This is a genomic window from Enterococcus sp. VV15, from assembly GCF_005236045.1.
In the GTDB taxonomy this organism is placed as follows: Bacteria; Bacillota; Bacilli; order Lactobacillales; family Enterococcaceae; genus Enterococcus_B; species Enterococcus_B durans.
This window is the reverse complement of sequence record NZ_QPTY01000042.1, coordinates 1-12,676: the sequence shown is the minus strand read 5'-3', so window position 1 is coordinate 12,676 and position 12,676 is coordinate 1. Positions and strand designations below refer to the sequence as shown.

At 37.2% G+C, this 12,676-nt stretch carries 11 protein-coding genes and 1 pseudogene; 10 read left to right on the top strand and 2 right to left on the bottom strand.

Going from position 1 to position 12,676, the window contains the following annotated elements:
• The first annotated feature begins 18 nt into the window (after window positions 1–18).
• The 6 genes from DVW83_RS12600 to DVW83_RS12575 are packed head-to-tail and all read left to right on the top strand — an operon-like array spanning window position 19 to window position 4,605.
• Window positions 19–438 (top strand): PTS sugar transporter subunit IIA, encoded by a 420-nt coding sequence (locus DVW83_RS12600; RefSeq protein ID WP_104660698.1) that lies wholly within the window; start codon window positions 19–21, stop codon window positions 436–438.
• A 12-nt stretch (window positions 439–450) separates the two neighbouring features.
• Window positions 451–921, top strand: a complete 471-nt coding sequence (locus DVW83_RS12595) for a PTS sugar transporter subunit IIB (RefSeq protein ID WP_104660697.1) — start codon at window positions 451–453, stop codon at window positions 919–921.
• Between the two features lie 17 nt (window positions 922–938).
• Complete coding sequence (locus DVW83_RS12590; RefSeq protein ID WP_104660696.1) at window positions 939–1,718, top strand: PTS mannose/fructose/sorbose/N-acetylgalactosamine transporter subunit IIC; 780 nt, start codon at window positions 939–941, stop codon at window positions 1,716–1,718.
• Window positions 1,705–2,526, top strand: a complete 822-nt coding sequence (locus tag DVW83_RS12585; protein WP_137239442.1) for a PTS system mannose/fructose/sorbose family transporter subunit IID — start codon at window positions 1,705–1,707, stop codon at window positions 2,524–2,526. Before DVW83_RS12590 ends, DVW83_RS12585 begins: the two co-directional genes overlap by 14 nt.
• A 15-nt stretch (window positions 2,527–2,541) precedes the next feature.
• On the top strand, window positions 2,542–3,591 hold the full coding sequence (locus DVW83_RS12580) for an SIS domain-containing protein (RefSeq protein WP_104660694.1): 1,050 nt from the start codon (window positions 2,542–2,544) through the stop codon (window positions 3,589–3,591).
• A gap of 12 nt (window positions 3,592–3,603) precedes the next feature.
• Window positions 3,604–4,605 (top strand): SIS domain-containing protein, encoded by a 1,002-nt coding sequence (locus DVW83_RS12575; protein WP_104660693.1) that lies wholly within the window; start codon window positions 3,604–3,606, stop codon window positions 4,603–4,605.
• Between the two features lie 299 nt (window positions 4,606–4,904).
• On the opposite strand, the gene DVW83_RS12570 is transcribed toward DVW83_RS12575, so the two are convergent.
• Window positions 4,905–5,546 carry a lytic polysaccharide monooxygenase gene (locus tag DVW83_RS12570; protein WP_104662040.1) on the bottom strand — a complete coding sequence of 214 codons (642 nt, stop codon included), beginning with the start codon at window positions 5,544–5,546 and terminating at the stop codon, window positions 4,905–4,907.
• A 120-nt stretch (window positions 5,547–5,666) separates the two neighbouring features.
• Window positions 5,667–6,521 carry an Rgg/GadR/MutR family transcriptional regulator gene (locus DVW83_RS12565; RefSeq protein WP_104662039.1) on the bottom strand — a complete coding sequence of 285 codons (855 nt, stop codon included), beginning with the start codon at window positions 6,519–6,521 and terminating at the stop codon, window positions 5,667–5,669.
• A gap of 204 nt (window positions 6,522–6,725) precedes the next feature.
• Between DVW83_RS12565 and DVW83_RS12560 the strand changes: the two are divergent.
• The 4 genes and pseudogenes from DVW83_RS12560 (at window position 6,726) to DVW83_RS12545 (ending at window position 12,024) form a co-directional block, all read left to right on the top strand.
• Window positions 6,726–8,467, top strand: a pseudogene (locus DVW83_RS12560) (fibronectin type III domain-containing protein).
• 1,121 nt (window positions 8,468–9,588) lie between these two features.
• Window positions 9,589–10,608 (top strand): NAD(P)H-dependent glycerol-3-phosphate dehydrogenase, encoded by a 1,020-nt coding sequence (locus tag DVW83_RS12555; protein ID WP_104662038.1) that lies wholly within the window; start codon window positions 9,589–9,591, stop codon window positions 10,606–10,608.
• A 37-nt stretch (window positions 10,609–10,645) separates the two neighbouring features.
• On the top strand, window positions 10,646–11,515 hold the full coding sequence (gene galU / locus DVW83_RS12550; protein WP_104662037.1) for a UTP--glucose-1-phosphate uridylyltransferase GalU: 870 nt from the start codon (window positions 10,646–10,648) through the stop codon (window positions 11,513–11,515).
• A gap of 158 nt (window positions 11,516–11,673) precedes the next feature.
• Window positions 11,674–12,024 (top strand): hypothetical protein, encoded by a 351-nt coding sequence (locus tag DVW83_RS12545; protein ID WP_104662036.1) that lies wholly within the window; start codon window positions 11,674–11,676, stop codon window positions 12,022–12,024.
• Window positions 12,025–12,676: the final 652 nt, after the last annotated feature.

The window sequence follows — 12,676 nt, the reverse complement described above, 5'->3', positions numbered from 1 at the left end:
TAAGAAAGAGGTGTTAAAGTGGAAAAAAAAATCATCATTGCTTCCCATGGACATTTTGCTTCGGGCATTTTAAATTCGTTGGAGCTTATCTATGGGACGCATCATTCGATCACTGCTTTAGATTGTTACATGTCTGAATCATTTGATCTGAGCAAATCAGTTAAACAATTGATCGAGGAATATAAAGGAAAAGAGTTGATCATTTTGACTGATTTGTTTGGCGGAAGCGTGAATAATGAATTTTTACAATATATTGATCAACCAAACATCCATTTGATTGCTGGATTGAACTTACCTTTGTTGATCGAGATCGTCACACAAGTCGAAATGGTAGATTCAATCACTGGATTGATTCAACGAGCATTACGTGAGTCGAAAGAAACGATCCAGTTCTGCAATGAAAGCATAAAAACAAAAGTCGAAGAAGAAGAATTTTAGGAGGGGTATCAAATGATTATTTTAACAAGAGTAGATCACCGTTTATTACATGGTCAAGTTGCATTTTCTTGGACACAGGCAATCGGAGCGGATTGTATTTTGATTGCAAATGATGATGTACCAAAGAATGAAATACGTAAAACAACAATCAAATTGGCTAAACCACAGGGCGTAAAGTTGGTGATCAAATCGATTCAAGATTCAATCAGTGCGTTGCAAAGTGGTGTCACAGATAAATACAAATTATTCATTGTGGTGGAATCGATCAAAGATGCCTATGCATTAGCAAAAGCTTGCCCTGAGATCAAACACATCAATTTAGGAGGGATCAAAGCGAAAGAAGGAACGAGAAGTTTAGGAAAAGCGGTCAATGTTTTACCCGAAGAAGAAGAATTATTGAAACAGTTGCTGGCGGATCAAGTAGAAGTTGAAATCCGTCAAGTGCCTGCAGACAAAAAAGTAGCTGCCAAAGAAGTTTTATGAGAAAGGAAGGTTAAATTATGATCCTACAAGCGGTTCTTTTAGGACTAGTTGCTTTTGTTGCACAATCAGAATATGCGTTAGGTACTTCCCTGCTTTCTCGGCCAATTGTCACGGGATTATTTACCGGGATCGTGTTAGGTGATGTTAAAGCAGGTGTTATCATGGGGGCCACTTTAGAGTTAGCTTTTATTGGTTCATTTTCAGTTGGTGCCTCTATCCCACCAGATGTTGTGACGGGTGGTATTTTAGGAACAGCATTTGCAATCACCGCAGGAGCAGGAACAGAAACAGCTCTATTATTAGGGTTGCCGATTGCAACGCTCACTTTGATTTTGAAAAATGTTTATTTAGGTTTATTGATCCCGTTGATGACACATAAAGCAGATCGTTATGCAGAAGAGGGAAATTACAAGGGCGTTGAACATATGCATTTACTCGCTGGGTTTGGACTGTCCCTTATGTTAGGCCTAATTGTGATGATTTCCTATATGGTGGGAAGCAATACGATCGGCAATCTGTTAGAAAAAATCCCTGATTTTGTTCAAAACGGATTAACTGTTGCTACGGGATTGATTCCAGCATTAGGATTTGCGATGTTAGCTCGCCTATTAATCAATAAAAAAGTAGTGCCTTATTTCTTTTTAGGATTTGCTTTGGCTTCTTACTTGAAGATCCCAGTTACTGGAATTGCTATTTTTGGGGCCATTTTAGCAGTAGTAGTAGTAAACATCATGAATGTTCAAAAGACAGCTGTTCAAACTTCAGCAGGGGAGGTAGAAGAAGATGAAGACTTCTGAACAAGACAAGAACCGTATCACTAAAAAAGAATTGAACCATGTATTTTGGCGTTCCTTTCAGATGGAATTTTCTTGGAATTATGAGCGACAAATGAATATGGCTTATGCATATGCGATCATCCCTATCCTAAAAAAGCTTTATCATACGAAAGAGGACATGGCTGTAGCCTTGAAACGCCATTTAGAATTTTTCAATACGACGCCACATATCGTCACCCTGATCTTAGGGATAAATGCCGCTATGGAAGAAGAAAATATACATGATCCAGAATTTGATGTGACAGCTATCGATAGCATCAAAACATCTCTTATGGGGCCTTTAGCTGGCATCGGAGATTCCTTCTTTTGGGGGACCTTACGCCTGATCGCCACAGGTGTTGGCACGTCACTTGCATTGCAAGGGAACATCTTGGGTCCTATTCTTTTTCTTCTGATTTTTAATATCCCACACATTTTGCTTCGCTATTTAGCAACTGGTTGGGGCTATCGATTGGGAACCGGATTTTTGAAAAAAATCCAAGAAAATGGAATGATGGAAAATTTGACATTTGGTGCTTCGATCATTGGATTGATGGTAGTTGGTGCAATGACTGCTACGATGATCAGTATCAATATTCCTTTGAAAATCGGATCAGGTGAAAATGCAGTAACTGTGCAAAGTATTTTCGATGATATTGTTCCCAATATTTTATGTTTAGGTGCATTTGGCGCTGTGTTCTATTTATTGAAAAAAGAAGTAAAACCTTTAATGATCTTGATTGGATTAGCTATATTTGGCATTGCTGGTTCATGGATCGGTATTTTTTAGAAAAGAGGGAAGCAAATGGTCACAATGTTGGACTATATCCACGAGGAAAACGAAACATTATCAGCAATTATTGAGGCATATGATTTTTCAAGCAAGGACGATTATACATCTATCAAAAATGTCATGATCCTTGCAACTGGATCTTCTTATAATGCATGTTTAGCAGCAAAACCTGCATTAGAAAGTTACGGTGGATTGACTGTAGATATCCAAGAACCATTTCATTTTACACACTATGGCCACTTGTCAACAGCGGTAGATACAGTTATTGCCGTTTCACAAAGTGGAAAAAGTGCGTCAACAGTCACAGCGATTAAATCGATTCCGACCGAAAGTATCCAGACGATTGCAATAACAAGTGATCAGAATAGTCCGATTGCTTCTAAAACGGATCAAGTAATCGATCTAGGGATCGGGATTGAAAAAGTTGGATTTGTGACAAAAGGTTATTCAGCGACCGTTCTACAGTTGATCCTTTTGGGAATAACGATTGGCGTAAGTAAAGGGCAGATCACGGAAACGCAAAGACATGAAAAAATCGATCAGCTAAAAAAGATCATCACAGAAATTCCTGAGAATATTCAGCGAACCGAAGCTTTTTATGAAAAGAATCAAGCACTGTTTCGCGTAGCAAAACGGTTTATCGCGATTGGTTATGGTCCTAACTGGGGAACAGCAAAAGAGGTTGAGACCAAATTTACAGAGACCGTTCGAGAACCTTCACAAGGATTTGAACTAGAAGCATATATGCATGGTCCTTACCTGGAGGCTGATTCTTCACATGTGTTGTTTTTTATAGAAGCAAAGAGCGAAAATCAGCAACGTTCAAGATGCTTAAAAGAATACATGGACCCTTACGTAGGGGCAACATTTACGGTTACGACAGAAGAAACAGTCGAGGAAAACAGTTTGAGCGTAGCATTTTCATGTGAAGAATATCTATCTGGCTTAGGCTTAGTTGTGCCGTTTCAAGTATTGGCTTATAAGATTGCCACTGGAAAAGGAATCGATTTGAGTCAAAAAATATTCAGTGATTTTGATTGTGTATTAAAAAGTAAAATTTAAGAGGTGGATAATATGTTAAAATTCAACGAACAACAACAAATAGAAGCGATTAATGGTGCCTTAGCTTTACGTCCCCAAGTAGAAGAAATCATTGATGGACTTTATGGGAAATTTGACGCAGTTTACTATTTAGGCATTGGTGGCACATATGCTTCAGCGATGCAAGCCGTTACTTATATCAATGGGAAGAGTGATCTCCCTGTTTTTATCCAGCATGCAGCTGAATATTATACAACGGGGAACAAGCGGTTAACAAAAGAATCAATCGTAGTACTATCCTCAGTTACCGGAACGACACAAGAAGTAGTGCGTGCAGTGGAAGATATAAAAAAAGTCGGAGCAACGTTGATTGGCTTCATCGATACAAAAGACAGCCCACTCGCACGACTTTGTGATTACACGATCACCTACCCTGCTCTAGGAACAGAGCAAATCAAATTCTTTATGGTAGCAGATCGCTTGATGCACAAAAACGGTGATTTTGAGGATTATGAAAATTATTACCAACAACTGGAAGAATATTTAGCGATTGGTTTGGTGGAAGCAGAGAAAAAAGCAGATGCATTTGGCCTTGCTTTTGCTGAAAAGCATCGGCATGATGCGATGCATTACTTTATTGGAGCTGGAAATCAATGGGGTGCAGTTTATTCCTATGCTATGTGTTATTGGGAAGAACAAAGCTGGCTTCGATCAAAATCTATCCATGCCGCTGAATTTTTACATGGTACATTGGAAGTGATCGAGGAGACGACACCAGTCACATTGTTCCTAGGTGAAGATGAACAGCGGGTCTTAGCTGAAAGAGTAGCAGGACTACTACCTAAGATTTGTGCCAATTATACGCTGATCGATACGAAAGATTACCCGATTGAAGGAATAGATGAAGCTTATCGTGGTCGAGTACTTTCTTATTTATTGATGCATGCAGTCACACAGCGGATCGATGCATATGTGGAAAAATTGAATTGTCATCCATTGGATATCCGTCGGTATTATCGCCAGTTCGACTATTGATCAGAATGGCTACAAAGATAAATGGCGATGATTTTTAAAGTGAAATGAAGCTTATCGAGAGAATTTTTGTGACTGTCTTATTTTTTCTCTTGGAATAAGTAAGCAAGAAGGAGAATCAGTTGATCGCCCTATCAAAGAAGAGCGTGGGACAAAAGTAAGAAATACTTTTGTCTCATTCTTTAAAAACGAATAAACGGTGGGACAGAAGCAACTCCTTCGGAAATAAGAAGGAGTTGCTTCTGTCCCAGCCTCTTTTCGCTTATGAAAAGGGAGTATTTTCTTTGTTCATTACGGGTTCTTTAGTTTTTCAAGCTACTTAAAAGTGTAGGGCTTTGGATATTTGCGTCAATGACGTTATAAAAAGCATTGGATGTATCTGCGACATCCCAAACAGCTAAGATGACGTGATAGCCTAAGCGATTGCTTGGAATATTGATTGTATGGGTCGGTGTCGTAGCGGAAGAATTTCCGTTATTGACTACTTCACCAATAAATTCAAATTCGTCACGAGAAAGTGGTTTGTTTTGATTCCAACCAGTTTTAGTGATGTAATAGTGCCATTTACTTGTGGAATGATTTGCTGTGAATTTCCATATAAAATTATTCGGACCAGTTGTGAGAGTTTGTTTTGTCCAGAAAGAGGCAGACTGCTGATCTAATTTGAAATCTCCAACAGCACCATTGGCAGAAGCAATTCGACCGTCAGCAGGTCCTCCTGTTGGATAACCTTTTGGTGCTTCTAAAGATTGAGGTTCATTGATAACGGCACCATATTTTTCAAATGCAGCTGACCAGTTCTGGTTTTTCTCTAAACTTCCCTGATAGCCACGGCTGACAGGCTGAGAAATATACCCATGTGCAGAAACTTCTACCGTTGATAGTGCAGTGAATCCTGCTGTCGCCAAGATGATCCCTAATCCTAACTGTACCACTTTTTTCATTGATTGTTCCTCCTTAGAGTGTTCTTTTTTTATTACAACTTTAGTATAACGGAGGACTTTTTTATAAAAATATTTTGTATGTTATTGCAACAATATGGGCGAATCATCAATAGGGAAGTCTTAAGAATATTTTTGAATAAGAGTGTTTTTTAATTTAAGATAATACTCTTTTGTAGATGTTAATTCTAACCATTCAAAGAAAGCAATGCTTTGATCGATTTCAGAAATCACTGACTGATCCCCTTCAGCTAAAAGATCCAAAGCAGAAAAAGTCTTATAGTGAGCGGTAACCAGTGTTTGTTTATGATGCATCGTTATTTTTCTTAACTCGGTCAAGAAAAGTTTTCTAAGAGTGATTGATTGGCGATTAAAGGAGAGACGTAAGCCGTTTAAAATGAAATTCGATAGTAATTCAGAATAGTAGGTGGCATCTATGTAAGCTTTCATTTTTGAGACACTGTTTTTAAAGGAGTGAATGATATACTGGTCATCAAAAATAAACAGACAGTTAGAAAAGACAGTCAATTCAAAGTGGCCCCAAGTATCGATTGTTTCCAGGTATCTTTTGATCGTTTCAATTTCTTCTTTTAGTTCTTCGTTAAAAGGATCATTGCGGAGGTAGCTGATAATCAATCTGCGCTGGCTGTAGATCAAACGATAATAGATATTCCCTGTTTTTTTGTATTCTTTCAGCAATTCCTTTTCTTGTGTTGCTGATACGTCTTTGGAATAAATTAGATAGTTGGTTAATTTTTGTTTATTTGAAAGATTGTTATTATTTAGGAGGAACTGATACTCTTCTAAAGTGATATTCATACGTTCAAGATAATTGAAAAGCAATTCAAACCCGATTTTTGTTCCTCTTGATTCAAAAGCAGCAAGTGTCCCACGTTGTGAAATTCCTCTTGTCAATTGTTCTTGAGTTAAACATCGTTCTTTACGTAATTTTCGTATCAGTGATGAGTGTTGTGGCATATTTAGATCCCTCCAATATTTTTTGATGAATCAATCATAACATAACACTTATCTTTGTATCTATAAAATTAAATATTAATTTATATTATTTAAACAAAGTTATTTTTTGTTGGGGAAATTCAATGTTGTAATACCAAACAAAAAATGTATGCGCTATTAAAAGGATGATTTAATTAAAAATGTAAAAAGATAAGGAGGGAAAATATGAAGAAAAAAACAGTATTATTTTCAGTTGGGCTTTTTGGGACATTATTAGGTGGTGGAACTACAGTTCTAGCAGCAGATGCAGCGGATACGATGCCAGATATTTCCAATAAACAAATTTCTGTCGGCTATTACCATAACTGGGAAGCGGAACGTGGTGCAGGGTATCGTGGTGGTAAACCAGCAAATTTGGCATTGGATAAAATCAATCCATTCTATAATGTGATCTCTGTAGCGTTTATGAAAGGGGAAGGCATTCCGACATTTAAGCCCTATAATGTATCAGATCAAGAATTTCGTCAAAAAGTTGCTTCATTGAATAATGAAGGCCGAGCAGTTTTGATGTCACTTGGAGGTGCTGACTCCCACATTGAATTACATAAAGGGGAGGAACAGGCCTTCGCAAACGAAATTATACGTTTAGTCGAACGTTATGGCTTTGATGGTTTAGATATTGATTTGGAGCAAACTGCTGTTGCAGCAGGAGATAATCAATCTGTCATACCCGCTGCTTTAAAAATAGTACGTGAACATTATCAGAAAGAAAACAAACATTTTATTATCTCAATGGCACCAGAATTTCCATATTTAAGAAACAATCAGGCGTATACGCCATATGTTCGTGCATTAGAAAATGAATATGATTTTATCGCTCCGCAATTATATAATCAGGCGGGTGACGGAATTAGTATTGGAACAGAATGGATTGCGCAAAACAATGATAGTCGGAAATACGACTTTTTATATGGTATTTCAAAATCATTCAATGAAGGAAGCGGTGGTTTCATCCAGATCCCTGCAAATAAATTGGCAATAGGAATCCCAGCTAATGAGGATGCGGCTGCTAATGGCTTTGTAAAAGACCCAACCACTGTCTATCAGGTATTCGAACAAATGGAGAAAGAAAATACACCATTAAAAGGAGTGATGACTTGGAGTGCCAATTGGGATGAAGGGATGAAGGGATGAATTCTGCAGGGGTAGCCTACAATGAATCCTTTGCTAAATCTTATCAAAATTTATTTGGAGAAAAAATACCAGACACAGAAGAACCGTCTAAACCAACTAATTTAAAAGGAACAGCGACACATTCGTCAGTTTCAATGAATTGGACACCATCAAAGGATAATGTCCGCGTGTCACACTATAATATTTATCAAAATAATCAATTGATTGGGACAAGCAATGCCGCAAGTTATACTGTCGTAAACTTGACACCCGAAACACAATATTCATTTTCGATTGAAGCTGTTGATACAGCTGGCAATCATTCCTTACGTTCAGACATATTAACGATTACGACGAGCAAAGAAACGGCACAAAAGCCATCTGTGCCGAGAGGATTAACGGTGAATAATGTGACACAAGATTCTGTAACAATAAGTTGGGCTGCGAATGATGCAAGTGAAAAGGTCACGCAATACGAGATTTACAGAGAAGGTGTACGTATAGCAGTTACCGGCACGACTACTTTTACTGATACGGGATTAATGTCCGCGAAAAGCTATGTGTATCAGGTGAAAGCAATCAATGCAGTTGGCACATCGGAAGCAAGTCAATCAGTTACAGCGACAACGTTAGGTGAAAGTCCTCAAGGAGATACATGGACTAGCGGTAAAGCTTATGGGGTCGGTGAAATTGTGACATACAAAGGAGGAACCTATCGTTGCCTTCAAGCACACACAGCAATCCCTTCTTGGGCGCCAGATATTACTACTTCTTTATGGCAAAAAATCAGATAATGAGTACGTAAATACGTAAAGATGTAGAACGTCATGTAGGATTATTTATAATATAATCGAAAAACAAATATATGGTAGCAGAAGTAGACTCTTCGGAAAATAAGCCAAAACGAACAAAATATGAAAATTTTTTGTAAGGCACTTCTTATTTCTCAGAGTGAAACATTTCTGTTTGGCTTCACAGATTTAGAAAAAAGTATCGGATCTAAAAAAACGATCCGATACTTTTTTGTCTATTGTTAATAACTATGTAGAAGCATTACACTCAATGTAAAACTGCCAGTTTATTTGAATTGCTGAAAAAATATCATAGATGATTATTTTTTTACCTTGATACGTAGTATAAGGGTAGGACATTTGGGAGAGATCAAAAAAGCACTCCCTATGCAACAACGATCACTTATGAAAAAAAGATGAAGTCGCTTAGTCAAGTGATGAAGGAAATCATTCATGGCGAGGGAAAAATGAAACTTGTTGATTGCCTGTTATTTTGATACTCTAGATGGATTTACGGGGATGGGTTCGTAGATTAGCTGTGTTAAGGTAAAAAATAAGCTGTGAAGCAAGTAAAAAAGGCAAGGAATTCACCTTACCTTTTTATCAGTTATGTAATAATTTTCTTTTATAGTACTACTGGAAGTGTAACAGACCAATCCATCCGACATTCCTCCTTTGATGTTGATAAGAATAACTAAAGTAACTTTCTATAAAATAAGTATAACAAGCTATTTCACTGTTGATTAAAATGTATGTTATTGCAACAAAATAAAAAATAATATTTTTTCAGAAAAACTTCTGAATCAACTTTAGAATAGCTTTAGAGATGATTCGTCATCCAAAAAAATATAATGTTTTCATATGGAAAATGGTTATTTAATAATTATAAAATATAAAAAATAATTTGTTGATAAGCTAACGAAATCTGGAAAGAGGATATGGATTGAATCTTTTTGGTTATACTCAAAAATACTATTCGTCTGTCATAGGAAAAGGACAGTAAGTTACTCCTTGATAATGTAGTCAAGTATTAAACAAACAATTAAAACGACAAAAATAAGTCCAATATTTAAAGAATCTATATTATAATGGACAGTATCAACTATGATTTTGGAGGAATTTCCATGAGACAAAAAATTGCAGTCCTAGGCCCAGGTTCTTGGGGTACTGCTTTAGCACAAACGTTAGCAGAAAATGGACATGACGTACGTATTTGGGGGAATGTTCCTGAACAGATTGATGAAATCAATACGTATCATACAAATCAACATTTTTTACCAGACTTAAAAATTCCAGAAACGATTATCGGATATCACGAATTAGCAGAAGCAGTGGACGGAGCAGATGCCGTATTATTTGTCGTACCTACGAAAGCAATTCGTGCCGTTGCCCAAGAATTGATCAATAAAATGAATACAAAACCAGTGATCATCCACGCCAGTAAAGGGTTAGAACAAGGGACACACAAACGAATCTCCGAAGTGATTGAAGAAGAGATACCAGCGGAAAAAAGGCAAGCAATCGTGGTTCTTTCAGGACCTAGTCATGCGGAAGAAGTAGCAGTCCATGATATCACGACGATTACTGCGGCTAGTACGGATCAAACTGCAGCAGCCTATGTTCAAGAACTCTTTATGAATGATTATTTTAGAATCTATACGAATAATGACGTCATCGGAGTAGAGACAGGTGCTGCTTTGAAAAATATTATCGCTATCGGTGCAGGAGCAATCCATGGATTAGGATTTGGCGATGATGCAAAGGCTGCAATCATGACTCGTGGTTTGGCAGAAATCAGTCGATTAGGTGTTGCAATGGGAGCTAATCCATTAACTTTTATCGGACTAAGTGGTGTAGGTGATCTGATCGTTACCTGTACAAGTGTTCACTCAAGAAATTGGCGCGCAGGAAATCTGCTAGGAAAGGGTCATAACTTGGATGAAGTGCTAGAAAATATGGGGATGATCGTAGAAGGTGTCTCAACGACTAAGGCTGCCGTAGAATTAGCAGAACAACTTGGAGTAGATATGCCTATTACACAAACGATTTACCAAGTGTTATATGAGGGTGAAGATATCAAAAAAGCAGCGAAAGAAATCATGTTGCGTGATGGAAAAATGGAAAATGAATTTTCTTTCAGATAGAATTTTCATTCGCTGAATGAGTGAGAGGACGAATAAGATGAAAGTCAAGAAAGCGGTCATTCCGGCAGCGGGATTAGGAACACGTTTTTTACCTGCCACAAAAGCAATGGCAAAAGAGATGCTTCCGATCGTTGATAAACCAACGATCCAATTCATAGTCGAAGAAGCGCTGAATTCAGGGATTGAAGATATTCTGATTGTGACTGGTAAAGAGAAACGACCAATCGAGGATCATTTTGATGCCAATGTGGAATTGGAAATGAATCTACGTAAGAGTGGCAAAAATGATTTGTTGAAATTAGTGGAAGAAACAGCAAAAATAAACCTTCACTTCATTCGCCAGTCACATCCTAATGGGCTAGGTCATGCTGTTTTGCAGGCAAAGACTTTTGTAGGGAATGAACCATTTGTTGTGATGTTAGGGGATGACTTGATGGTGGATCAAGTTCCGCTGACTAAGCAATTGATCGATGATTATGAACAAACACAGTCTTCAGCAATTGCCGTGATGGAAATCGATCAGAAAGATACTTCAAAATATGGGATAATCGATCCAGGAGAAAAAGAAGGCCAAGGGTTGTACCAGGTCAAAGGATTGATAGAAAAACCAGCACCAGAAGATTCACCTAGTAATCTGGCTATTATTGGTCGTTATTTACTTACACCAGAGATTTTTGCAATTTTAGAAACACAAAAACCTGGTGCCGGTAATGAAATCCAATTAACCGATGCGATTGATCGATTGAACAAAGAACACAAGATCGTTGCGCGGTGCTTTGAAGGAAAACGTTATGATGTCGGAGATAAATTTGGCTATCTGCAAACTAGTATCGAGTATGGGTTGCACCATCCTGAAATTGGGAAGGCCCTGAAAGAATACGTGATTCAATTGAGCAAAGAACTATAATTCCACTTTAGACAGGTAAAGAATGTAGCTATGATCGTTTTTAATTTTTGTTAAAAAAACTATTTTGCCAGATAAATTGAACGAGATTTCTTCACTTCTATAGTAGAATGGAAAAGTCGGATTTTTAGAAAAGTAAAATAAAAAGGTGTGTATCGTGCATGGGAAAAGTAATCACAATCAGTCAAACGCTTCTTGATGGATTGAAATGGCTGATGGAAGGAAATAACTGGTTGTTTTTAACTCCAGTGTTGCTGATTAGCGCATATGTCATGTTTAGAATGGTCAAACGAAAAGAAACATTTTTAATTTTCGTTTGGTATTTGGCTACAATCTCGATTTTAAGTTTGATGCTTGAACTTGCTTTAGGTGGTTGGGAAGCTTTGACTTTTGCTGTCATTTTCATTCTACTGTATCTGTTGGCGTATATCCCATATTTATTTAAGAAATTTCATGTGGGTAAAAAAGGACGTCACGTAGCTTCTATGAGTAGGAGAGGGCAACAAAAGTAGATCATAAGACGTAGCTTACTAGAAATTCTGGAATAGCTGGAAATAAATTTCTTCAAAAAAGTAGCAGCAGTGGCCATGAGGAAGGGAACAAAATTAGTTAGATTGTTTTTACAGGAATTTCAGATTAGAAATGTGTTTAGCAAAAAAAGAGAAAGAAGCTACTAGCAACTCAGATCGCTAGAGGCTACTTTCTCTTTTCTTTATGTGCCATAAATCAGGTGTCAAATATTGTTAAATAAACTGTGTAGAATAAAGAAAGGAATACAGACAATTAAAGGATATAAAAAATAATTTCGATTATAGCTTTCAGAACCCGTTGTTTGATTCGCCCTCATTCTATCACCTGATACAGCAGTACCAGATAAGGCAATACCAATCAATAGTGATCCGATCCATATATATTGCAACATGTTTTTTTCTAAGATAAAGTAACTCAGAATAGCAAGTATACTTGCTATAAAAAAGTGATTATGTATTTTTCAATCAATTGGTCCTTCTGTACTAAAAAAACGTTCTCTTTTAATAGACGATACCATGATAATACTGCAATTCATATACATAATTTGAGTTATTTAAGTCAAGTCCATAATCCTGTGTAAAATACTATACAATGTTTTACCGGTCTCTCATTGATCAAACTTAATATATTTTC

What these genes read in the sequence shown, in the direction of transcription:
- DVW83_RS12595 (WP_104660697.1), top strand. Translation starts at nt 451, where the DNA reads ATGATTATTTTAACAAGAGTAGATCACCGTTTATTACATGGTCAAGTT.
- DVW83_RS12570 (WP_104662040.1), bottom strand. Translation starts at nt 5,546, where the DNA reads ATGAAAAAAGTGGTACAGTTAGGATTAGGGATCATCTTGGCGACAGCA.
- DVW83_RS12585 (WP_137239442.1), top strand. Translation starts at nt 1,705, where the DNA reads ATGAAGACTTCTGAACAAGACAAGAACCGTATCACTAAAAAAGAATTG.
- galU (WP_104662037.1), top strand. Translation starts at nt 10,646, where the DNA reads ATGAAAGTCAAGAAAGCGGTCATTCCGGCAGCGGGATTAGGAACACGT.
- DVW83_RS12565 (WP_104662039.1), bottom strand. Translation starts at nt 6,521, where the DNA reads ATGCCACAACACTCATCACTGATACGAAAATTACGTAAAGAACGATGT.
- DVW83_RS12575 (WP_104660693.1), top strand. Translation starts at nt 3,604, where the DNA reads ATGTTAAAATTCAACGAACAACAACAAATAGAAGCGATTAATGGTGCC.
- DVW83_RS12590 (WP_104660696.1), top strand. Translation starts at nt 939, where the DNA reads ATGATCCTACAAGCGGTTCTTTTAGGACTAGTTGCTTTTGTTGCACAA.
- DVW83_RS12580 (WP_104660694.1), top strand. Translation starts at nt 2,542, where the DNA reads ATGGTCACAATGTTGGACTATATCCACGAGGAAAACGAAACATTATCA.
- DVW83_RS12555 (WP_104662038.1), top strand. Translation starts at nt 9,589, where the DNA reads ATGAGACAAAAAATTGCAGTCCTAGGCCCAGGTTCTTGGGGTACTGCT.
- DVW83_RS12545 (WP_104662036.1), top strand. Translation starts at nt 11,674, where the DNA reads ATGGGAAAAGTAATCACAATCAGTCAAACGCTTCTTGATGGATTGAAA.